The sequence below is a fragment of the Mycoavidus sp. HKI genome, assembly GCF_020023735.2.
In the GTDB taxonomy this organism is placed as follows: Bacteria; Pseudomonadota; Gammaproteobacteria; order Burkholderiales; family Burkholderiaceae; genus Mycoavidus.
Window position 1 is genome coordinate 95,277 of record NZ_CP076444.2, and the last position, 20,842, is coordinate 116,118.

20 protein-coding genes are annotated in these 20,842 nt (G+C 51.7%); 10 read left to right on the forward strand and 10 right to left on the reverse strand.

The window, feature by feature from the left end; all coding sequences use genetic code 11:
- Positions 1–71: 71 nt before the first annotated feature.
- Entirely contained in the window at positions 72–1,187 is a 1,116-nt protein-coding gene (locus KMZ15_RS00200; protein WP_223694825.1) for a branched-chain amino acid ABC transporter substrate-binding protein, read from the forward strand.
- A gap of 141 nt (positions 1,188–1,328) precedes the next feature.
- On the opposite strand, the gene KMZ15_RS00205 is transcribed toward KMZ15_RS00200, so the two are convergent.
- From KMZ15_RS00205 to mnmC, 8 genes are all read right to left on the reverse strand, one after another.
- On the reverse strand, positions 1,329–2,225 hold the full coding sequence (locus tag KMZ15_RS00205) for a DMT family transporter (protein WP_223692919.1): 897 nt from the start codon (positions 2,223–2,225) through the stop codon (positions 1,329–1,331).
- Positions 2,226–2,253: 28 nt separating this feature from the next.
- The gene (locus KMZ15_RS00210) at positions 2,254–3,282 is read right to left on the reverse strand and encodes a bile acid:sodium symporter family protein (RefSeq protein WP_223692921.1); all 1,029 of its coding nucleotides are present in this window, start codon (positions 3,280–3,282) and stop codon (positions 2,254–2,256) included.
- Positions 3,279–4,238, reverse strand: coding sequence for a nitronate monooxygenase family protein (locus KMZ15_RS00215; RefSeq protein ID WP_223692923.1), 960 nt, complete (start codon positions 4,236–4,238; stop codon positions 3,279–3,281). The genes KMZ15_RS00210 and KMZ15_RS00215 overlap by 4 nt, the downstream gene beginning before the upstream one ends.
- Before the next feature lie 196 nt (positions 4,239–4,434).
- Entirely contained in the window at positions 4,435–5,463 is a 1,029-nt protein-coding gene (gene bioB / locus KMZ15_RS00220; protein ID WP_223692925.1) for a biotin synthase BioB, read from the reverse strand.
- 11 nt (positions 5,464–5,474) lie between these two features.
- Entirely contained in the window at positions 5,475–6,191 is a 717-nt protein-coding gene (gene bioD, locus KMZ15_RS00225; RefSeq protein ID WP_223692927.1) for a dethiobiotin synthase, read from the reverse strand.
- Complete coding sequence (gene bioF, locus KMZ15_RS00230; protein WP_223692929.1) at positions 6,191–7,387, reverse strand: 8-amino-7-oxononanoate synthase; 1,197 nt, start codon at positions 7,385–7,387, stop codon at positions 6,191–6,193. The genes bioD and bioF overlap by 1 nt, the downstream gene beginning before the upstream one ends.
- Before the next feature lie 2 nt (positions 7,388–7,389).
- Positions 7,390–8,787, reverse strand: a complete 1,398-nt coding sequence (gene bioA, locus KMZ15_RS00235) for an adenosylmethionine--8-amino-7-oxononanoate transaminase (protein WP_223694827.1) — start codon at positions 8,785–8,787, stop codon at positions 7,390–7,392.
- Between the two features lie 58 nt (positions 8,788–8,845).
- Positions 8,846–10,843 (reverse strand): bifunctional tRNA (5-methylaminomethyl-2-thiouridine)(34)-methyltransferase MnmD/FAD-dependent 5-carboxymethylaminomethyl-2-thiouridine(34) oxidoreductase MnmC, encoded by a 1,998-nt coding sequence (gene mnmC, locus KMZ15_RS00240; protein ID WP_223692931.1) that lies wholly within the window; start codon positions 10,841–10,843, stop codon positions 8,846–8,848.
- Positions 10,844–11,220: 377 nt separating this feature from the next.
- Here mnmC and KMZ15_RS00245 point away from each other — a divergent pair, with 377 nt between their 5' ends.
- Positions 11,221–11,508, forward strand: a complete 288-nt coding sequence (locus KMZ15_RS00245) for an HU family DNA-binding protein (protein ID WP_223692934.1) — start codon at positions 11,221–11,223, stop codon at positions 11,506–11,508.
- Between the two features lie 85 nt (positions 11,509–11,593).
- Here KMZ15_RS00245 and KMZ15_RS00250 read toward each other — a convergent pair whose 3' ends face one another.
- Positions 11,594–12,037: a lytic transglycosylase domain-containing protein gene (locus KMZ15_RS00250; protein ID WP_223694829.1), complete on the reverse strand. Its 444-nt coding sequence runs from the start codon at positions 12,035–12,037 to the stop codon at positions 11,594–11,596.
- Positions 12,038–12,161: 124 nt separating this feature from the next.
- Here KMZ15_RS00250 and gspD point away from each other — a divergent pair, with 124 nt between their 5' ends.
- The 3 genes from gspD to gspF all read left to right on the forward strand — a co-directional run bounded on the left by gspD (position 12,162) and on the right by gspF (position 17,284).
- The gene (gene gspD / locus KMZ15_RS00255) at positions 12,162–14,444 is read left to right on the forward strand and encodes a type II secretion system secretin GspD (RefSeq protein ID WP_223692936.1); all 2,283 of its coding nucleotides are present in this window, start codon (positions 12,162–12,164) and stop codon (positions 14,442–14,444) included.
- A 115-nt stretch (positions 14,445–14,559) separates the two neighbouring features.
- Positions 14,560–16,014, forward strand: a complete 1,455-nt coding sequence (gene gspE, locus KMZ15_RS00260; protein WP_308710654.1) for a type II secretion system ATPase GspE — start codon at positions 14,560–14,562, stop codon at positions 16,012–16,014.
- A 52-nt stretch (positions 16,015–16,066) separates the two neighbouring features.
- Positions 16,067–17,284 carry a type II secretion system inner membrane protein GspF gene (gspF, locus tag KMZ15_RS00265; protein WP_223692941.1) on the forward strand — a complete coding sequence of 406 codons (1,218 nt, stop codon included), beginning with the start codon at positions 16,067–16,069 and terminating at the stop codon, positions 17,282–17,284.
- Between the two features lie 3 nt (positions 17,285–17,287).
- Here the strand turns inward: gspF and KMZ15_RS00270 are convergent, their stop codons facing one another.
- Positions 17,288–17,716: a type II secretion system protein N gene (locus tag KMZ15_RS00270; protein ID WP_223692943.1), complete on the reverse strand. Its 429-nt coding sequence runs from the start codon at positions 17,714–17,716 to the stop codon at positions 17,288–17,290.
- 110 nt (positions 17,717–17,826) lie between these two features.
- Here KMZ15_RS00270 and gspG point away from each other — a divergent pair, with 110 nt between their 5' ends.
- From gspG to gspK, 5 genes are read left to right on the forward strand one after another with little or no spacing between them, the layout of a single operon-like run.
- Positions 17,827–18,282 (forward strand): type II secretion system major pseudopilin GspG, encoded by a 456-nt coding sequence (gene gspG / locus KMZ15_RS00275; protein WP_223694831.1) that lies wholly within the window; start codon positions 17,827–17,829, stop codon positions 18,280–18,282.
- Positions 18,254–18,772: a GspH/FimT family pseudopilin gene (locus KMZ15_RS00280; RefSeq protein ID WP_223694833.1), complete on the forward strand. Its 519-nt coding sequence runs from the start codon at positions 18,254–18,256 to the stop codon at positions 18,770–18,772. The genes gspG and KMZ15_RS00280 overlap by 29 nt, the downstream gene beginning before the upstream one ends.
- Complete coding sequence (gene gspI / locus KMZ15_RS00285) at positions 18,747–19,148, forward strand: type II secretion system minor pseudopilin GspI (protein ID WP_223694835.1); 402 nt, start codon at positions 18,747–18,749, stop codon at positions 19,146–19,148. The genes KMZ15_RS00280 and gspI overlap by 26 nt, the downstream gene beginning before the upstream one ends.
- On the forward strand, positions 19,126–19,791 hold the full coding sequence (locus tag KMZ15_RS00290; protein WP_223692945.1) for a type II secretion system protein J: 666 nt from the start codon (positions 19,126–19,128) through the stop codon (positions 19,789–19,791). The genes gspI and KMZ15_RS00290 overlap by 23 nt, the downstream gene beginning before the upstream one ends.
- Positions 19,792–19,795: 4 nt before the next feature.
- On the forward strand, positions 19,796–20,839 hold the full coding sequence (gspK, locus tag KMZ15_RS00295; protein ID WP_223692947.1) for a type II secretion system minor pseudopilin GspK: 1,044 nt from the start codon (positions 19,796–19,798) through the stop codon (positions 20,837–20,839).
- The last annotated feature ends 3 nt before the right edge of the window (positions 20,840–20,842 follow it).

Consider the following 20,842-nt stretch of genomic DNA (forward strand, 5'->3'; position numbering starts at 1 on the left):
GAGCTAATATCGATTTGACCAATCAAAACACAGAGGGACCAATGGAACGAATGATTAAGCAAGTAATACGCATGATGCTAGCAGGGTTGTGTATGGGCATGGGCATGGTGGCTTTTGCACAGTCCGCCGAGGAGGTAAAAATTGGGTGTGCGGCACCGCTGACGGGGGCGCAAGCACATTACGGCCAAGATTTCCAGAATAGCATCCTACTTGCGGTAGAAGATTTCAATGCAACTAAACCCACAATTGCGGGTAAGCCGATTCGGATCGTGCTGAATACGGCAGATGACCAGGCGGATCCCCGCACGGGTACTACCGTAGCGCAAAAGCTTGTCGATCAGGGCATTAAAGGGATGCTAGGTCATTTCAATTCGGGGACTACGATTCCGGCGTCTCGTATTTATGCCAATGCAGGCATTCCTCAAATCGCGATGGCGACTGCGGCCGAATATACCCAACAAGGTTTTAAAACAACCTTTCGTATGATGACTTCGGATACTCAGCAGGGGGCGGTGATTGGCGCTTTTGCAGTCAAACATCTCGGCTTTAAAAGGATTGCTATCGTTGATGATCGCTCGGCTTATGGTCAAGGTTTAGCGGATCAATTCGAAAAAGCTGCTAAAGCTGCGGGTGCCAAAATCATTGGCCGTGAATATAGCAGCGATAAAGCCGTTGATTTTAAGGGGGTTCTAACCAAGCTCAAGCGCGTCAACCCGCAAGCAATTTTCTATGGCGGCGCTGATGCACAAGCGGCACCGATGGTTAAACAGATGCAAGCGCTTGATATAAAAGCCGTATTGATGGCCGGCGAGATGGTTAAATCAGAGACCTTTTTAAAGCTTGCCGGCAAAGCTGCCGAAGGTACTGTGGCCTCATTGGCAGGACAGTCTCTTGACGAAATGCCAGGTGGTAAGGAATATGCTGATAAATATAAAAAGCGTTTTAACGAAAATGCGCAAACCTATGCGCCTTATGCCTACGATGGTGCGATGGCAATGTTTAATGCAATGAAAAGAGCTGACTCAACCGAGCCGGCAAAATATTTACCTTTGCTGGCTAAAACTGAAATGCCGTCAATCACCATGAAAATGCTCGCTTATGATGCGCGTGGCGATTTGAAGCATGGCGATATTACGATTTATAAAGTGGTGAATGGACAGTGGCAGGCATTGTCTAGCATTAAATAGAGCTTTCACCCTGTAAATGTTCACTGAGCAACTTGCCCGTATAGCATCGCTGGGCAAGTTGCCGAGAATAAAAAATGAAGCGTGGTCGTTAAGCCACTGAGCCCCCTTTCTAAATTGCGCACTACAATTGCCCTATCCAGGCTAGCGCCAACTGACAGGAAGCATGAGTCGCTTGATCTTTCCTGAAGCTAATGCAGTCCCTGCCAAGATAGTGATGCACCCTACCACCATAGAGGTTGTTAGCTGCTCTCCCAGAAAGTACACCCCCCATAATGTCCCGAAAATAGGAACCAAGAAAGCGACCGACATTGCATACGATGCGCCGGCATGAGCGACGAGTCGAAAATAAAGTAAATACGCGACACCGCTACACAAGATGCCAAGCGCGCCAACCGCATGCCATGTGCTGAGGGCAATCGGCTGCTCTGGCCAAGTAAGTAGCGCTAGCGGCAAGAGTGTGATGGCAGCAAAAAACTGACTGCTAAAAGCGACTACGCCTGGTGATACGGCGGCTAGTCGCTGTTTAGAATAATTTGTAGCAAAAGCATAAAGTAAAGTGGCGCTCAGCACCGCCCCAATCGCAAGGGTGAGCGGGACACCGTGTTCGGTTGTCTTTTCCCCTTCATGCACTCTGCTGACGACCAGGATGATGACACCCGTAAGCCCGACCGCTAAGCCTAATATCTGCATTTTGGTTAGTGGCGTGCGTAGCCATAAATAAGCAATCAACGCACCCCAGAGCGGGGTTGTGGTGTTTAGGATCGAATCAAAGCCTGCGTCGAGCGTAAGCGTTGAATAAGCAAATAAACAAAACGGCACAGCAGAATTGGTGATGCCTACAATGAAGAGGGGCCATATAAACTGGCGCAGGTGCGCGCGGGCAAGGGCGGTGCGTAATACCGGCAGCAGCACGAGCGAACCAATCCCAACCCGCAATGCAATCAGCGCAATTGGACCAAACTCAGGCGTGCTAATACGCATGAAGAGAAACGATGAGCCCCAAATAGCGGCCAAAATAATCAATTCGATGAGATTCATGATGGTATTAGACGCGCAATGTGGGTTTTTATTTTGTGGACGTTCCTGGACGGCGTATTATCGGTTTGCCATCGGGGTCAGCGTTATAGCGCATGGCACGTGCACGGTAGCGCTGCGCCAGTAAAGAGCCTACCATTAACTGCATTGGATGAAACAACATTAAGGGCAGGATGGCGACACCTACTGCATAACCGGCAAAAACGATTTGTGCAACGGCAATCCCTGAGGCCAAGCTTCTTTGTGATCCGCAAAATATAACGGCAATCTGGTCAGCTTGGTTAAAACCAGCAAGCTTGCTCAGAGATTTGGTGATGATCAGTGCTAGTGCTATCAGTACTCCATTCACAATGATCAGACCCACGAGTGAGCGTGGTGGAACCTGCAGCCACAAACCTTGTACCACCGCCTCGCTAAAAGCAGTATAAGCAACCAGCGGAATCGCGCATTGTTCAATCAATTTCAGAATACGCGTATTACGTTCAAAACATGCACTGAGCCAGGGGCGGGTAATTTGGCCGATGATAAAAGGCACCAGCAAAAGCAATGTGATTTGCTTCACGGCAGACAGCCATAAAGTATTGCTGAACCCCTGTTGGCTAAGCAGTAAGCTGGCAAGTAACGGTGTGATAAGAATGCCGATCAGATTTGAGGCCGGGGCGGAACATATCGCAGCGGCTACATTACCCTTTGCGATTGAAGTGAAGGTAATCGATGCCTGTACGGTAGAGGGCAGCATACATAGAAACAAAACCCCCGTATATAAAGCTGGCGTAACCAGCGGTGAGAGAATGGGCTTGAGCGTTAAGCTAAGCAATGGAAAAATAATAAAGGTGCAACTGAAAATCAGCAGATGCAAGCGCCAATGGGCGGCGCCTGCTAGTAATGTTGCGCGTGGCAATTTGGCGCCATGCATGAAAAACAGGATACTAATCGCGATATTCGCAGCCCAACCAAAAGCCATGGCCGCTTCACCCTGGCATGGCAGTACATTAGCCAGAACAACTGCGCTGAGGATAGATACGGTGAGAAAATCTGGTAGAAACTTTGGGCGCATCATAGAGGGAAGTTAAATTGTCTTCGAGCTTGATTGTATTCGTCTTTTAAGCGTGTCACGAGCTCTACTACAGAAGGGCTATTCTCTATCAGTCCGACTCCTTGACCTGCTCCCCAAATATCTCGCCACGCTTTGGCCTGGTGGTTGTCAAAAACCATCTTTGATTTGTCCGCAGCGGGCAATTGATCTGGGTTTAATCCAGCATTAAGAATGCTTTGCCGAATATAGTTGCCGTGCACACCGGTAAAAATATTGGTGTAAATAATATCGGCTGCATTCGCCTCAATCAGCGCATTTTTATATTGATGGCATGCATTGGCTTCCTGCGTGGCGATAAAGCGGGTGCCAATATAAGCAAAATCGGCGCCCATGGCTTGGGTTGCAAAAATAGCTTGGCCCGTGGTGATCGCGCCAGAAAGGACAAGTGGCCCCTCAAAAAAGCGCCGTACCTCGCCGACTAATGCAAAGGGTGACAAAGTGCCGGCATGGCCACCTGCACCTGCTGCTACCAAAATCAAACCATCAACCCCAGCTTCTAGTGCTTTGTGCGCATGCCGGATACTGATTACGTCATGTAATACAATGCCGCCGTAGGCATGGACTGCGTCTATGAGCTCTTTAATTGGCTCGCGCAAGCTCGTGATAAAAATGGGCACCCGATGTTCAACGCAAACCCGCACATCGTGTTCAAGTCGCTCATTTGTGCTGTGCACAATCTGATTGACCGCAAGTGGGCCAATACACGCGTTGGGGTGCGACGTCCGGTAACTATCAAGCGCTTGCTCAATGCTCGTAAGCCAAGTATCAAGCAAGCCAGCAGGCCGCGCATTTAATGCCGGAAAAGCCCCCACAATGCCAGCTTGGCATTGTGCAAGCACCAATTCTGGGTAGCTAACGGTGAACATTGGTGCTGCAATAACAGGCAGAACGAGGTTTTGCAAAACTGAGGGTAGAGCCATTACATTTCCGCTTTTGAGGAATCACGGCACAGCGTGATTGATGTATTTGCTGGAAAGAACGCGTACTTTACACACCCGGCACAACCTTATTTTTTAGAGGTTATCTGCAAACGCCCCAACGGATGCTGACCTTACGCTGAAGATTAAATTTCCATCCTTGCCGGCGCGGCTTAACGAGTTGCTAGCGAGAGCATGATCAAGCTGCACAGTCTGCATCAGCACGCATCCCTAGCCGTGTGAGTAGAGCGCGGTCGGCTTCTGCTTGTGGGTTTGCCGTGGTTAACAGTTTTTCGCCGTAAAAAATTGAATTTGCACCAGCGAAAAAACATAGCGCTTGTAACGCCGAATCCATCTGTTCGCGGCCGGCCGACAAGCGCACCATCGCGCGTGGCATGGTGAGGCGTGCTACTGCAATCGTGCGCACAAATTCAAATGGATCTAGCGGCTCAGTGCCGGCTAACGGCGTGCCTTCAACTTGCACGAGATTATTAATCGGTACTGATTCTGGATAAGGGTCTAAATTAGCGAGCTGGGCAATCAGCCCTGCCCGTTCGCGGCGTGACTCACCTAGGCCGACGATGCCGCCACAACACACGTTAATCCCCGCTTCGCGCACATGCTCAAGCGTATTCAGCCGCTCTTGGTAGGTGCGAGTGCTGATGATCTGCCCATAAAACTCAGGGGAGGTATCCAAGTTGTGGTTGTAATAATCAAGGCCCGCGTCTTTAAGCGCTTGCGCTTGCGTTTCTTCGAGCATGCCTAGAGTGACGCAAGTCTCAAGCCCTAGAGCTTTAACCCCGCGAATCATCTCCATCACAGGTGCCAGATGTCGCTCTTTGGGGCTGCGCCAGGCCGCGCCCATGCAAAAGCGGGTGGCGCCATGTGCTTTAGCCGCCTGTGCTGCCGCTAGCACTTCATCAAGGGGCATTAATTTATCGGCGTCAACGCCAGTATCATAGTGTGAAGATTGCGGGCAATACGCGCAATCCTCTGGGCAGCCACCGGTTTTGATGGAGAGCAAAGTGGACAATTGCACGACGTTTGCATCGAAATGAGCGCGATGGGTTTGTTGGGCGCGAAACAACAAATCATTGAACGGTAACTCATATAGCGCAAGGATGTCGGCGATTTTCCAAGGAGCTGCGTTAGCCTCATTAGTCGCGCAAGCTAAAGGCGTCAGGGCCGTGGATGGAGCAGTGTGCTCCGCACAAGTCGCTTGTGTCATTTTTCCCTCTATCAAAGGCGCTTAGCGCAGAGCGCGAGCAGTGGATCAATATTTAAATGAAGTGCGGCGGCCGCAGCCGACGGAGATTCCAAATACGGAATTTTACCTAATAGTGGCGCGTTGTACTGCTGCTCAAAACGCATGCGCAGTGTAGCAACGTTTTCATCAAGGTAACGCATAGTCGGATCAATTTGATTGGCGACCCAGCCAACGAATGTGAGCCCGCTCGCACAAATCGCCGCGGCACTCAATAATGCGTGATTTAAACAACCAAGACGTAAACCCACCACGAGCACTACCGGCAGTTTTAACGCGCAAGCAAGATCGGCGGTATCATAATGGTCATCAAGCGGTACTCGAAAGCCACCTACGCCCTCGACCACAACGCAATCAGCTGCTTGAGCTACTGTAGCATAACATTGTCTGATCTGCTCGATATCGAAGCGGATTCCTTCTTGCCTGGCGGCGAGATGCGGGGCACAGGCTTCTTTGCATAGGTAAGGCGTGGTCAAGGTACGCGGCAAGGTAACGTTTGCTGCGTGCGCAAGAAAATCAGCATCTTCATTATGCCAAACGCCATTGCGGTATTCTGCACCTGCTGCAATTGGCTTCATGGCGGCTGTGCGTAGACCGCGAGCGCCGAAGGCACTCAGTAATGCGGCCGAGGTAAGCGTTTTGCCAATCTCAGTATCGGTGCCGGTAACAAAAAAAGAATAGGATAGATTCATCAAATTTCAGGGGCCAGTAATGCAGCGCTGAGTTGCTCAAGGTCGGCCGGCGAGTGATTCGCCGACAATGAAATGCGTAATCTTGACGCACCTGGTGCGACCGTGGGGGGGCGGATGGCAGGTACCCATAGTCCTTTTGCGTCAAGCTGCGCGGCGAGGGTAAGGGTCGGTGCATTCTCACCGATAATCAATGGTTGGATCGCGGTTATAGAATCGATTGATTGCCAATCGGTGTTCTGTAATAACGTGCGTGTTTGCGTGATCCGCTGTTGCAGCTGTCGGCGTCTGGTTTGCCCTTCGTTGCTGGCAATCAGAGTCAGGCTAGCAGACGCCGCGTGAGCGACAGCTGGCGGTGAGGCGGTGGTGAAAATATAGGGCCGTGCACGTTGTATCAGCCATTCAATCACAGTGTCGTGCGCAATCACAAAAGCGCCCGCTACGCCGGCTGCTTTACCGAGCGTGGCAACATAAACCAGGCGCGGTGAGCGTAGCCCAAATGCTGATACTGTTCCGGCGCCATTGCTGCCCAGTACGCCAAAGCCATGGGCATCGTCTACCACCAGCCAAGCATGATATTTTTCAGCCAAAGCAAGCAGCTGATCAAGCGGTGCAATATCTCCATCCATACTGAAAAGAGCATCTGTCACAATCAGCTTCAACGGAGTTTTGCAAGCGCTTAATAAAGTTTCAAGGGCGCTCGTATCTACGTGTGGGTAGATTTGTACATTAGCCCGCGAGAGGCGTGCCCCATCGATTAATGAAGCGTGATTAAGGGCGTCTGAAAAAATGGTTGCCGTCGGTTCAGGTGAATTTTTGGCTGGGCTTGCGAGCGCAGACAGCGTAGCAAGATTGGCCATATAGCCGGTGCAAAAATAGAGTGCGCGCGGCCTATCAATAAATCCACCGGCGAAGGCTGCAAGTTCATCTTCAAGCGCGGCATGGGCTCGTGAATGTCCTCCCAACAAATGTGAGCCGCCGCTGCCTACGCCATAACGCGCGGCGCCCTCGACAAAAGCCGCAATCAACTTAGGATGACTGGCCAGTCCTAAATAATCATTGCTTGCAAAGTTGACCATAGTCCGCCCATCAACCTGCATATGCGTGGCACAGCCTGTTTCAGTGCAGCGTCGCTGGCGGCGCAAAGCCTGTGCATCAAGGTCCTGTAGATTGGTTAAAAGGGTCGTCAGGGATTCCATTTTTAGGCCTGTTCAGCGAGCACTTGCTCTAGCGTGGCGCAGGTACGTGCGGCCAGCAAGGTGATTTCCTCGCTAGATAAAATATACGGTGGCATAAGATATACCGTGTTGCCGATTGGACGTAGCAGAAGCTCGTTGTGCAAGGCACGCTCAAAGAAACGACGTGCAAAAGTCACCGGTGGCGTAGACGTTTTGTTTGAATTCTTATCAAGAGCCTTATCCGTAGTAACGGTTTTGGGTATTACATCAAACGCAATAATTGTTCCACAGCGGCGTAGATGGCGCACTTGCGGGTTGGCGGCTAGTGGTTCCAAAAGGCCGGCAAGAGTCTCTGATTTTGAGTGATTACGCGTCAGCACATCCTCTGTCTCAAACAAATCAAGTGTAGCAAGGGCGGCTCGACATGCGAGCGGATTGCCGGTGTACGAATGTGAGTGCAAAAAACCACGGGCGGTGTCATCGTCATAAAATGCAGCATAAATTGCCTCACGTGTTAAGACCGCGGATAGCGGCAAATAGCCTCCACTAATGCCTTTTGATAAGCACAAAAAATCAGGTTGGATGGAAGCTTGTTCATAAGCAAAGAAAGTGCCGGTGCGCCCGCATCCGACGGCAATTTCATCGGCAATCAAATGCACTTCATAGCGGTCGCATAGAGTCCGTAATTCCGCGATAAAGCATGGGTCATGCATGGCCATTCCCGCGGCGCATTGCACGAGCGGTTCAATGATGATTGCCGCTATATGAGTGTGCCGCGCTTCTAGTAATTCAGTTATGGCAGCAATGCTACGCCGAGCGACATCAGCGGCTGATTCACCCGCGCGAGCTTGACGTGCGTCGGGTGAAGGGGCAACATGAGCGTGCCGCAAAAGAGGATCATATGCAGTCTTAAAGAGTGCCACGTCAGTGACGCCAAGTGCGCCGATGGTTTCACCATGATAGCCATTGGCGATGCAGACAAACTCCTGTTTGCTTGGGCGCATGGTATTACGCCAATAATGAAAACTCATCTTCAGCGCAATTTCGACGGCGGATGCTCCATCAGAGGCAAAAAATGCATGACCCAGCACGCCTCCTGTGAGAGCCGATAAGCGCTCTGCCAATTCAATTGCGGGCGCGTGGGTGCAACCTGCCAGCATGGCATGCTCAAGGGTATCAAGTTGCGCTTTGATCGCATCATTGATGTGCGCATTGGTATGGCCAAACAGATTGACCCACCATGAGCTAATGGCATCAAGATAGCGCTGTCCATCAACGTCGTATAACCATGCACCTGCGCCACGTGCCAGAGGTACCAGTGGTAGTTGCTCATGGTGCTTCATTTGCGTGCAGGGGTGCCAGACGGCGCGCTGACTGCGCGTAATCCATTCGTTTGAAAGTTTCATCTTGCCAGTATTCATCATGCTTTTAATTATAGGTGTAGTGTATCGTGTTGGGCTCGAGGCTGATTTTATAACCCTAGCTTTGCTTGCGTAAAGAGCGTAGTAAAAAACGTGCTGGATCGAGCGCGTCGATGAGTGAGCGTTCAATCGGCATAGGCTCGCCATCAAGTTGCGAGGCAATCAACTCTGCACCAAGCGTGGCCCACAGTAAGCCACGAGAGCCATATGCAAATGCGCCAAATAAACCGGGTGCGCGTGGCATGTCTAGTAAATGAGCACTGATAAATTGAGAGGTATGTATTTGAGTCGTAGCTTCATCGGCTAAAGCGCCGATGAATGGCATGCGGTCACTGGCAACGCACCGGAAGGCAACATGTCCGGCCAGTTTATATGGATCAAAACAGCCGGCTAGCGATGGTGCAAGCCGCGCTAATTGGTTGAGGTTGTGTTGATGACTCTCGATAGATGGCGTGAGATTGGGGTCATCGAAATCATAACTAGCGCCGGTTAGCATACTGTTTGAGGTTAAAGGGGCTAAGTAGCCATTGCCAGTGACGGGCAGATGTAAACTCGTAGAGGGTGGGACGATGGCCGTGGTAGACGCCGCCGCCTGGGCGGTATCGCTGGCGTCGCTCGCTGGTGTTGGCAGTACCGTTAATTGACCGCGTATGCAATGGGTTGGCGCATAACGTAAACCGGCAAGGCGGGCGGCATCGTTTGCATTCGCTAAGATGGCGACGGGTGCGGCGACGATGCTGCGGCCAGTTTCGTCCAAAGCGTGCCAGAGATTTTCACGATAAACGAGTTGCTTGATTCGCTTGCCGAAATATCGCGTAACCGCCGTGTCCGCCGCTATCAGTTGCGCCTGGCATAGTGACGCGGGGTTGAGCCAACCCCCTTTAGGGAAATGCCAGCCACCTTGCGCCAGCTCAAGCCCCGCTAGCGCGCTGGCTTCAGCGCGGGTGACAGAACTCACCATTTCTTTTGGATACGCTAAATGATCGAGGGTTGCTCGCATTGCATCGAAGGCGGCCTTGTCCGGCGCCATTTGTACTAGGCCGGTGGCGCGCCAGATAAACTTCTCTATATGGCTAAGCGCTTGCCAGCGCTGCAACGCATACAGAAAACCTGCGCGCGAGGCGCGGGCCGCGGTATTGTCATCGCGTGAAATGAAAGGATGAAACACGCTGACAGGATTGCCGGAGGCGCCGGTTGCGCATGTTTTGCCTTGCTCAATTAATGAAACATGCCAGCCGCGTGCTGCTAGCCGCTCAGTGAGTGCGCAGCCGGCGAAACCGGCGCCAATCACAAGCGCATGCCGTTCAGGTACAGCATAGGCGGTGGGCGGCTCATGCCGCCGGACACGCCAGCGAGGCGTGAAACGGCCAATTAACATTTTGCGCTTCATCCAAAAGCCTTGCGCCTTATGGACTTCAAAACCTGCTGCAGCAAGCCCTTGAAGTACAGCGCCTGCAGTCGTATAGGTGGCGAGTGTTGCGTTTTGGGTTGCGAGGCGGGCAAGCGCTTTGAAAATAGATGCGTTCCACATCTCTGGGTTTTTTGCAGGGGTAAAACCATCCAGATAAAATGCATCGGCGCGCAACCATAGCTGTGGCAGTAAATCGCTAATATCTCCCAAAGCCAAGGTTAGGATGACACGCCCGCCCTCAAACTCTAAACGATGCAACCCTGCTGTCAAAATAGGCCATGCCTCACACAACTGCTTAGCAAGTGGTGCGAGCGTAGAGAAAATAGGGCGCCTATACAGCGTATGTAAATCCTCGCGCGTAAACGGATGTTTTTCAATCGAGACAAAATGCAAGCGAGCGCAACGCGCAGGATCGTCGCGCCAGGCCGCCCACGTTGCGAGAAAGTTGGCGCCAGTGCCAAAGCCTGTTTCAACAATCGAGAAAATCTGTTGCTCCGCCCAGCGGGCGGGAAGCGCATTGCCCGCGATAAATACATGCTGCGCTTGCGCAAGCCCACCTGCTGCGCTGTGATAAATATCGGAAAATGCAGTTGAATAGGGCGTGCCGTCTTCAAGTAATGTGAGTGGGGCCGGGATAATAGGCATTTTAAGGTGAGGTCTGAGTGTTAAGTGCTCGTTTAGCGTAGCTTTTGCGCCCAAATTCTCTGATTTTTGTGGTCTGAAAGTGGCTTGTTAAACAAAAAACCGCAGAAAACGTTGGCAAAAACCAACGTTTGCCTTTTATTGGCAATGGTTTGCGGCAAGATTGAGATGCGGCTTGATACACTGTACCCGTTTTGTGGCGGCGCTTGTAAACTGTTTTAAAGCCGCCCCAGCACTAGGTTTGTGGCGCCTTACGCCGGAGCATGCTATGTTACGTTGACGCTGTTGTCGCAAAAAAATGCGATGCAGTGGCGCTATCGTCAGTATTTCTGCGCTGGGCGATATGCTGTCTGTTTTAACTCAACTGTGAAAGGAATTTTATGAATAAGCAAGAATTGATCGATGCTATTGCCTCAAAAACGGAGGCCAGCAAAGTCTCCATCGGCGAAATCTTGAGCACCTATGTGGAATTAGTTAAAAAAACGGTAGCGAAAGGAGACTCGGTCGAATTAGTCGGTTTTGGTAAATTTTCTTCGGGCAAGCGCGCAGCGCGTGAAGGGCGTAATCCAAAAACCGGTGAGAAAATCAAAATCGCCGCAACCAATACAGTTAAATTCACCGCCGGTAAAGCATTTAAAGAAGCGGTTAATGGCAAGGCAAAGAAGTAAAGTATTTTGGTACGTTAGACCCGCTGCAAGCGGGTCTTTTAGTATTCGTTCGCGGTGTTTTATTAAAAGTTTTTTTAGTCGGCATTCAACGCGGCGGGGAGGTGATGCCCCAGCGAGCCAGAATTTTAATAATTTGGCTCGAATATTTGTCGCGATGCACCGGCGTTTCAGAATGATAAGCGCCAATTGCTTGCCAAGTATTACCGTGTTTATTCATCTTTTGGCGCAAATGCCAAGCCGCAATATAAACGCTGGCGCAAGGTTCCATCAAAGTGTTAGATGAAATGCCATATCCAGATAGCGCTAAAAGATGGATTGAATTAATTTGCATCAAGCCGTAATCGGTTGAGCCATTATCGTTTTTGCGCATGGCGTTAGGACGATTGCGCGATTCTTGCCAGGCAATGGCGCGTAGAATGATTGGATTCACATGTTGGTAACGCGCTGCGTCGTCAAAACAATCGGCGTGCGCTGGCAATGTAGTATACGTGCCAATAAAAATGAGTGAGTAAATAATCGGCTTTAGCATTCCGGTACCCGGTTTTTGGCGCTGAACTGGAATTAATAGCATAATAATAGGCTACTTTGCAGTTTGTCGCATCGATGCATACCGTAGCCTATATGAACGAAATTATCTGAGAAATTGTATTGTAATGCGTTATCTAATTTATGTTCTTTTTGCTGCATGGCTCGTGATTCAGCCTGCGCGGGCGCAAGTTACGCTGAATTTTGTGAACGCGGAAATTGATCAGGTTGCTAAAGCGATCGGGGCGGCCACGAATCAAACCATCATTGTTGACCCGCGCATTAAGGGGCAACTTAACTTGGTGTCCGAGCGCTCTGTAAGTGCGGCGCAAGCCCTGAAAACGTTGCAATCGGCGCTGCGTATGCAGGGTTTTGCCTTGGTGCAGGATCATGGTGTGCTAAAAGTCGTGCCGGAAGCCGATGCGAAGCAGCAAGGCGTGCCCGTTTTTATCGGCAATACACCGCAGGCAAAAGGCGACCAGGTCATCACGCAAGTCTTTCAGCTACGCCACGAAGCGGCGAGTAGCTTGGTGCCTGTATTGCGTCCGCTGATTTCCGCCAATAATACAATTACTGCGTATCCAGCAAATAACACGCTAGTCGTGACCGACTACGCCGATAATGTTCGACGTATTGCAAGGATCATCGCCGGAGTCGATACAGCGATTGGCCGCAATATCGAAGTGGTGCCACTGAAAAATGCCAATGCACTTGACCTTGCTGCACAATTACAAAAAATATTAGATCCGGGTCCAGTTGGCAGCGCCGACGCCACTCTGAAAATGTCAGTGCTAGCAGATTCGCGCACCAATTCGTTGATTTTGCGCGCTTCTAGCCAAGCACGGATGAAAGCAGCAAAACAACTGATCGCAAAACTTGATTTACCTACGCAAGAGCTTGGCAATATTCATGTGGTGCCACTGCGCAATGCCGATGCAGTCGAGCTTGCTCAAACTTTGCGTGGCATATTGGGTGAAAAAGGGGGCGCTACCTCAACTGCCAATAGTGCGCTGAATTCATTTAATTCGAGTGGTGGCGGGTTGGGCGGTATGGCAAGCGGCTCCACCGGCATACCTGGCATGCCTCCTTTGCCAACGGGCAGAGGCAGTCGTGCTGCGCGCAGTCAGTCTGGCGCCCAGGCAAGCTCATTGAGTAATCCATTCGGTAGTTCAGCCAGCGGTGGCGCGAGCAATAGCAGCGACACGGGTTCAGCCAGCGGCATGATTCAGGCCAATGCCGCGACTAATTCACTCGTTATCACCGCCTCAGAGCCGGTTTATCGGAATTTGCGTAGAGTGATTGATCAACTCGATACACGCCGCGCTCAAGTGTATATAGAATCATTGATTGTCGAGGTTTCATCAGGCGATATGGCCCGCTTTGGGATTCAATGGCAGGCTGTGTTGAATATGGGTGGAGCGAATGCCTTATTTGGCGGCGCTAATTACACCATGGACAAAGATCCCGGGACCAATATTGTCAAGCTGGCAACCAGTCCTTACATGGCGGCAAAAGATCCGCGTGCGTCGCTGGTTTATCCAGCAGAAGGGTTGAATATTGGTTATCTGCGCAACTATGGCAAATTTTTAGGATTGGGTGGGTTGTTACAAGCGCTTAATTCGCTCGGCAACACGAATGTGCTCTCTACGCCTACGATGGTCACTCTTGATAATGAAGAAGCGAGAATTGTAGTCGGGCAGAATGTGCCTATTTTGACTGGCGCATATTCGCAAACGGCTGGGGCGAATCAAGCCATTACGCCTTTCCAGACTTTTGAGCGGCAAGATGTGGGCGTGACGCTACATGTGAAGCCTAAAATCACTGAAGGGGGGGTGATTCAGCTGCAGATTTATCAGGAAGACTCTGGCGTGGTCGCTAATTCCCAGGATAGTTCAGGTGGGGTGACGCTGAATAAGCGAGCAATCCAATCGACCGTCCTGGCGGATGATGGCCAGATCATCGTGCTGGGGGGGCTATTGCAAGATAAATATAGCGATGGCAATTCTAAAGTGCCTGTGCTTGGCGATATACCTCTGCTTGGATCCCTCTTTCGCTATGAAGGTAAAAGGCGCGAAAAGACAAACCTGATGGTATTTCTACGCCCGGTGATCATTCGCAATGCACAAGATGCGCAACGTGTCTCGCTTGATCGTTATGACTATATGCGCGCCCAGACGACAAATTTTGGCACGGATAATTGGCTTGTGCGTGATCAAAATACGCCCGTGATGCCAGGCGCGCCGTTGCCACTTAGCGAGGGGGGCGTCGCGGCTCCCGCGCTTAGCCCCCAACAACGAAGCGTTCCCCCATCGGCTCACCAACCGGAGGATTCTTCTGCCTTAGGCGTGCCGCCTAACGCTCGCTGGCTCAATGATTTACCAGGCATGGATGAGGCTGGGGCGCGGCCGTGACAGTCTCAGATATTCGGTCACACGCCCCGGCGAAACCTGAAAAAGTTTCGCAAATCCAGTGCGATAAACAGATTGGGATAGAAGTGTGGATCAGCAATTAGCTACACAAGCCAATGTGCAACCAGGGTTTTCCCGCGAAGCCCCGTCGTCTTTGGTGGCGCGGATGATACCCTATGGTTTCGCTCGGGCAGGTCAAATTTTGGCAGCGCATCAACATAGTGACAGCCTTGAAGTTTGGATTAGCGAGCGCACGCTAGCGAGCTCATTGGCTGAGGTGGCACGTCAATTTGGCGCCTTGCGCCTTGTGCGTGTGGCGGCCGACGAGTTGGTGCAAGCCATTAACCGTGCTTATGCGCTGCAGGATGGAAGCGCGGCACAAGTCGTGGGTGAGGTCGAAGGCGAGGTCGATTTATCTCGGCTGATGCAAGATATCCCTGAGGTTGAGGACCTGCTTGAATCGGAAGATGATGCGCCGATTATCCGCATGATCAATGCCCTATTTACGCAAGCCGCGCGAGAAGGGGCCTCGGATATTCATATTGAACCTTTTGAGAAAGCATCCGTTGTGCGGTTTCGCATCGATGGTACCCTGCGCGATATAGTGCGCCCGCAAAAAGCATTGCATGGCGCGTTGATTTCTCGCATTAAGATTATGGCGCAGCTTGATATTGCCGAAAAACGGTTGCCGCAAGATGGTCGCATTACCTTGCGGGTTGCCGGGCGGCCCGTCGATGTGCGGGTTTCGACACTGCCGACTGGGCATGGTGAGCGCGCTGTATTGCGTTTGCTTGAGAAAGATGCGCAACGGCTGAATCTCGATACGCTTGGCATGGCCGCCGCGACGCAAGTGCAATTCGATAAATTAATCGCCCATCCGCATGGCATTGTGTTGGTCACGGGTCCAACCGGCTCAGGCAAAACAACCACTTTATATGCGGCGCTATCGCGGCTTGAGACCGCTAGCACCAATATCATGACAGTTGAAGATCCGATTGAGTACGATCTGTCTGGGATTGGTCAAACGCAGGTTAATGAACGGATTGGCATGAATTTTGCGCGTGCCCTCCGCTCGATCTTACGGCAAGACCCTGACATTATCATGATTGGCGAAATTCGAGACCTTGAGACAGCGCAGATCGCTGTGCAGGCCTCGTTGACCGGACATTTAGTGCTGGCTACGCTACACACCAATGATGCTGCCTCAGCTGTCACCCGGCTAACGGATATGGGCGTTGAGCCCTATTTACTCGCTTCCAGCTTGCTAGGCGTGCTGGCGCAACGGCTGGTGCGCTGCTTATGCCCCACTTGCCGGCTTGAACGCGCTGATGGTTGGCATGCATCTGGCTGTGAACAATGTGGCCAATCGGGTTACCAAGGCCGGCGTGGCGTCTACGAACTGCTCGTACTCAATGATGCAATCCGCACACTGATTCACCAGCAAGTCGCCGACGTTGAATTGCTAGCAGCGGGGCGGGCTAATGGGATGCGCACCTTGCGTGAAGATGCGCAACGCTGGCTAGCGGCAGGCGTGACTTCGCTTGAAGAGGTGATCCGTGTTACCGGCGAATAGTGCAACAGCATTAAAAATCGTTCAATCCATCAAGATATAAGGTAGTCTGCCAATGTCGGCGTTTCGCTTTGAAGCCATTGACTCATCTGGCAAAACACAGCGCGGTGTGCTGGAGGCGGATAGTGCGCGAGCTGCTCGCAGCCAGTTGCGTTTGCAGGCGCTTACCCCGCTTTTGGTTGAGTCAGCCGGCAGCCGCACGCGCAGTGCGCGCCATGAGCGGCTTGCCTTCGGGCGCCGTTTATCGCAGCGCGAGCAAGCGATCTTCACGCGCCAGCTTGCCAGCCTATTGACCGCCGGTTTGCCGCTCGATGAAATTCTCGGCGTGCTGGCTGAGCAAGCAGAGCGTGATTATGTGCGTGAATTGGTCGCGGCGATTCGGGCTGAAGTGTTGAGTGGGCAGTCGCTGGCAGGTGCCTTGAGCATACACCCGCATGATTTTCCGGATATTTATCGTGCCCTGGTTTCCGCCGGCGAGCAAACTGGCAAGCTCGATATCGTGTTGGCGCGCCTTGCGGACTATATTGAACAACGCAATACGTTACGGCAAAAAATTCAATTGGCCTTTACTTATCCAGCGATTGTAACGCTAGTCGCTTTTGGCATTGTCGCGTTTTTACTAAGTTATGTGGTGCCGCAGGTCGTGAGCGTGTTCTCCAGTACTAAACAGCAACTACCGTTATTAACGGTGGCGATGCTGGCGTTGTCCAATTTCGTTAAGCAGGGCTGGTGGGGTATGCTGATAACAGGGGGGCTGATAAGCTGGCTGCTAAGACGTATTTTACGCCAGCCAGGCCCTCGGCTGACCTTTCATCGTTGGCTGTTGGATGTGCCGTTGCTCGGCAAACTCGTGCGTGGTTATAACACCGTACGTTTTGCCAGTACGCTAGCCATCTTGACCGCAGCTGGAGTGCCTATTTTACGGGCGCTGCAGGCCGCCGGCGAGACACTTAACAATGTTGCCATGCGTCAAAATATTGACCAGGCAACGGTGCGGGTGCGTGAAGGCACTTCTCTCTCGCGCGCACTGGCTGGCACACATACCTTTGCCCCGGTGCTGGTCCATTTAATCCGCGCTGGTGAAGCGACTGGCGATTTGACTGCGATGCTTGAGCGTGCAGCGAGTGGCGAAGCCGCTGAGCTTGAGCGCCGTACCCTATTTTTAACGAGTTTGCTGGAGCCGCTGCTGATTCTTGCGATGGGCGGCGTGGTGTTAATGATTGTGTTGGCAGTGATGATGCCGATTATTGAATTAAATCAAATGGTGGGGTGATGATTAGCGCATATAAATAGTCGGCGACTCGGTTGCTGCGGGTAAAAATACTTCGCTTTTAATGCCGCTTTGCTCAATAATAACTGAGCGCGCGCGAACTTCGTTAAGGCGTGTGTTTTGATCAATTGGCTGGCCAACAGAAATCGCCCGTAGGGGCTTGCCCGCTTGCCCGATAATGGCGGCAGCGCCGCCCTCTTGAAGGGCGAGCACGCCGGCTAATTGAAAATCGCTACGGACTGAATTAGCTTGTCCTCCAAATAGCTGGTTGGCATAATCGACTTTTACCGGCGCCCGGCTCGCGCTGGCAGCCGATAGAGGAGTTGTGTGAGGGGAGTTCAACGTAATGAACCAATACGTTGATGTTGCACAGAAAAGCGCAAATAGCGTGAGTGAAGTAATCCGCACTAAAGCGGAGCTTTGAATAGATATCATGAAAAAAGGTAATAAAAAGCATTAATTAGGAACAGTATAGTGAGTTTACTGCTGTATTGGGTTGAGTGTTTTATTTTTGAGGGTTGGAAATAGTTATGATGAATTGGAGAATGCGCGATTACCCAAATAGGGCCAGCGCTTTAAGCCGCGTTTTACCTTCTCAGCGTGGTTTTACTTTAATCGAAGTCATGGTTGTCATCGCGATTCTGGGTATTCTTGCCGCCTTGGTCGTGCCGAAAATCATGAGCCGTCCAGATGAGGCGCGCCGGATTGCGGCGGTACAAGACATTAAAACGATCGCGCAGGCGCTTAAACTTTATCGTCTCGATAATATCCGTTATCCAACGCAAGAGCAGGGTTTACGCGCTTTGATCGAGAAACCGTTAACCGACCCAGTACCAAATAATTGGAAAGATGGCGGTTATCTAGAACGTTTGCCAAACGACCCTTGGGGTCATCCGTACCAATATCTCAATCCTGGCGTGCATGATGAGATCGATATTTTTAGCTATGGAGCCAGTGGCTCGTCAGGTAATGATGGGCGCGAGATTGGCTCGTGGCAATAGTTTGGCTAATGCACCTCGGCCCTTATGCATAGCGAGAGGGTTCACCCTGCTCGAAATGCTGGTTGTGCTGGTGATTGCTGGCTTGCTGATTTCTTTGGCGGCTTTATCCATTAGCCGTAACCCGCGCACCGAGCTTGCCGAAGAGGCGCAACGCCTTGCTTTATTGCTTGAGTCGGCGGCGAATGAAGCGCAAGTGCGGGCGCAGTCAATTGCATGGGAGCCAGTGTCAGGAGGATATCGTTTCCTGATCCAGGTGGAAAAAGACTGGCGTGTGTTGCGCGATGATCTATTTGCCCCCCGTCAATGGCGTACCCAGCTCAACGCTATAACGATTCGTTATTCGGGTGGACAAGAACTCGCCGAACGGGTCATATTCGGTACGGAAAGCATTGATATAGCCGTCATCGTGACACTTTATTCAAATGCTGCACAGCTTAATGTGGTGAGCAATGGCAATGGCCGTTATGAAGTGCAAGAAAACAAAATATAGCGCTCACGTCGCTGGTTTTACGATGATTGAAGCACTCATTGCGCTCACTATTATCGCGATTGCACTGGCGGCATCGTTGCGCGCAGCAGGGAGTTTGGCGCTGGGAGGGCGCGAGTTGCATGATCGACTATTGGCGGGTTTTAGTGCAGATAATGTACTTGGGCAGCTGCATCTAGAACGTGCTTGGCCGCAGCTTGGCGCAATAAATTTTGCTTGTCCCCAGGGGAATGCCGCTTTTATCTGCATCCGCACCGTGTCGGCGACTCCCAATCCGAGTTTTCGGCGGGTCGATGTGGTGGTGAAGCGGCCGGGGCTTAATAATGAACTGGTGCATTTGATGACGGTGGTGGCGAATGAAACGCAACGGCCGTTGTAAGTATCAAGCAGGCTTCACGCTGATCGAATTACTGGTCGCCATTACAATTCTTGCGTTGGTTGCTGTGCTGTCCTGGCGTGGCCTTGATCAAATTGTGCGGACGCGCGATGTGGTGACCGTATCGATGGCAGAGGGACGCGCGTTGGCACAGTTTTTTGACCAGGTGGGGATTGATGTGCGGCAAGCAGCTCTGGAGCGGGAGATTGGTCAGTCGCCGATGGCTTTTGGTGGGGGGCAGTTGCAAATTGTGCGCCAGCTTAATTTGTCTGGGCAGGCGCCGCGTTTACAAGTCGTGCGTTACCACGTGCCGCAAGGGCGAGTATTGCGTACAGCTTCGCCTCCTTTGGCAACGCTTGGGCAGTTGCGCGCAGCGCTGGCTGCTGGTGCCGACATGGAAGGCTGGAGCGTAGTGGAGCTCATGGGTGGGGTGGTTGCGGTGAATCTGCGCGCCTGGGTGCCACAACTAGGTTGGACGGCCAATATGCTCGATGTGCAAGCCGCTTTAAATAAAAATTTAAGTCAATTGACTGGGGGGCGAGCGCCTAACGCGCCGCCTGCGCGGAGCATAACAGGCATTGAATTGAGTGTACGCGTGGTGAACGCACAGCACGCGCTCACCCGAATTCTATTGGTAGGGGAGTAAAGATTTGCGTACCGCTCTCCTCTATTCTTCCGGTTATGTTGGCCTAAATCGTGTCCGCGGCGCAGCAATGATTACGGCTCTTTTTGTGGTGACGTTGTCGGCGATGTTGGTGTCCGGGTTGCTATGGCGGCAGCAGATTCAAATTCGCCGAATCGAAAATCAACAGATGATACTGCAGGCCCAGTGGGTGCAGCGCGGCGCGCTTGATTGGACGCGCTTTATCTTGCGCGCGGCAGCAGATACTTCGCCGATTGATTATCTCGGTGGCATTTGGGCGGTGCCTATTGCACAGACGCGGCTATCCGATTTACTTGGGCGAGCAGGGGCCGCGGGCGAGGCATATGGGCAAGACACTTATTTATCCGGTTCGATTGAAGATGCACAGGCGAAATTCAATTTACGGAATTTGGTGACAATGCCCCGGTCCGGACAGTTAGCCTTAGATGTTGTGCAGATTGCCAGCTTTGAGCGTTTGTTAGCCATCCTCAATTTAAAGCCAGAGTTGGCAAAGGTTGTCGCTTTGCAACTGCGCGCGTCGCTGATGCATTCAGGGCAGCTTTTTCCAGAGCGGGCAAATCCTAAGCTGAAAATCTCAGCGGGCAGCGACAACCTAGAGAGTCAAGCAGAAGATCCGTTATTGCCAATAAATTCGGTGGCGGGCTTGCTCGATATACCCGGTTTTACTGCAGAAATTGTCGAGCAGCTCAAACCATTTGTTACGGTCTTGCCGCAGCCAACCACGGTCAATGTGAATACGGTGAGCGCTGAAGTATTGGCATCCATGATTCCAGGTTTTGATGTGGCAAAGGCGCAAATGTTGTTAGCCTTGCGCGAGCAGGTTTTTTTTGTCAACACAGGCGATTTTACGAACCGTTTGCGCACGATTGCTGGGCCGCAGCTTGAGTTTGATACGAGCCAATTTGACGTAAAAACAAATTTCTTTGTCATCCATGGACATGTTCAGTATGATCGCGCGCTACTATTGCGCGATGTGTTAGTGTACCGCCACAGTTCAACGCATAGTACACGCATCATTAAGTATGCGTGATGC

Excerpts from the sequence above, each read along its gene's own strand:
- KMZ15_RS00200 (WP_223694825.1), top strand. The coding sequence starts at position 72 with ATGATGCTAGCAGGGTTGTGTATGGGCATGGGCATGGTGGCTTTTGCA.
- KMZ15_RS00205 (WP_223692919.1), bottom strand. The coding sequence starts at position 2,225 with ATGAATCTCATCGAATTGATTATTTTGGCCGCTATTTGGGGCTCATCG.
- KMZ15_RS00210 (WP_223692921.1), bottom strand. The coding sequence starts at position 3,282 with ATGATGCGCCCAAAGTTTCTACCAGATTTTCTCACCGTATCTATCCTC.
- KMZ15_RS00215 (WP_223692923.1), bottom strand. The coding sequence starts at position 4,238 with ATGGCTCTACCCTCAGTTTTGCAAAACCTCGTTCTGCCTGTTATTGCA.
- bioB (WP_223692925.1), bottom strand. The coding sequence starts at position 5,463 with ATGACACAAGCGACTTGTGCGGAGCACACTGCTCCATCCACGGCCCTG.
- bioD (WP_223692927.1), bottom strand. The coding sequence starts at position 6,191 with ATGAATCTATCCTATTCTTTTTTTGTTACCGGCACCGATACTGAGATT.
- bioF (WP_223692929.1), bottom strand. The coding sequence starts at position 7,387 with ATGGAATCCCTGACGACCCTTTTAACCAATCTACAGGACCTTGATGCA.
- bioA (WP_223694827.1), bottom strand. The coding sequence starts at position 8,787 with ATGAATACTGGCAAGATGAAACTTTCAAACGAATGGATTACGCGCAGT.
- mnmC (WP_223692931.1), bottom strand. The coding sequence starts at position 10,843 with ATGCCTATTATCCCGGCCCCACTCACATTACTTGAAGACGGCACGCCC.
- KMZ15_RS00245 (WP_223692934.1), top strand. The coding sequence starts at position 11,221 with ATGAATAAGCAAGAATTGATCGATGCTATTGCCTCAAAAACGGAGGCC.
- KMZ15_RS00250 (WP_223694829.1), bottom strand. The coding sequence starts at position 12,037 with ATGCTAAAGCCGATTATTTACTCACTCATTTTTATTGGCACGTATACT.
- gspD (WP_223692936.1), top strand. The coding sequence starts at position 12,162 with ATGCGTTATCTAATTTATGTTCTTTTTGCTGCATGGCTCGTGATTCAG.
- gspF (WP_223692941.1), top strand. The coding sequence starts at position 16,067 with ATGTCGGCGTTTCGCTTTGAAGCCATTGACTCATCTGGCAAAACACAG.
- KMZ15_RS00270 (WP_223692943.1), bottom strand. The coding sequence starts at position 17,716 with ATGATATCTATTCAAAGCTCCGCTTTAGTGCGGATTACTTCACTCACG.
- gspG (WP_223694831.1), top strand. The coding sequence starts at position 17,827 with ATGCGCGATTACCCAAATAGGGCCAGCGCTTTAAGCCGCGTTTTACCT.
- KMZ15_RS00280 (WP_223694833.1), top strand. The coding sequence starts at position 18,254 with ATGGGCGCGAGATTGGCTCGTGGCAATAGTTTGGCTAATGCACCTCGG.
- gspI (WP_223694835.1), top strand. The coding sequence starts at position 18,747 with ATGAAGTGCAAGAAAACAAAATATAGCGCTCACGTCGCTGGTTTTACG.
- KMZ15_RS00290 (WP_223692945.1), top strand. The coding sequence starts at position 19,126 with ATGAAACGCAACGGCCGTTGTAAGTATCAAGCAGGCTTCACGCTGATC.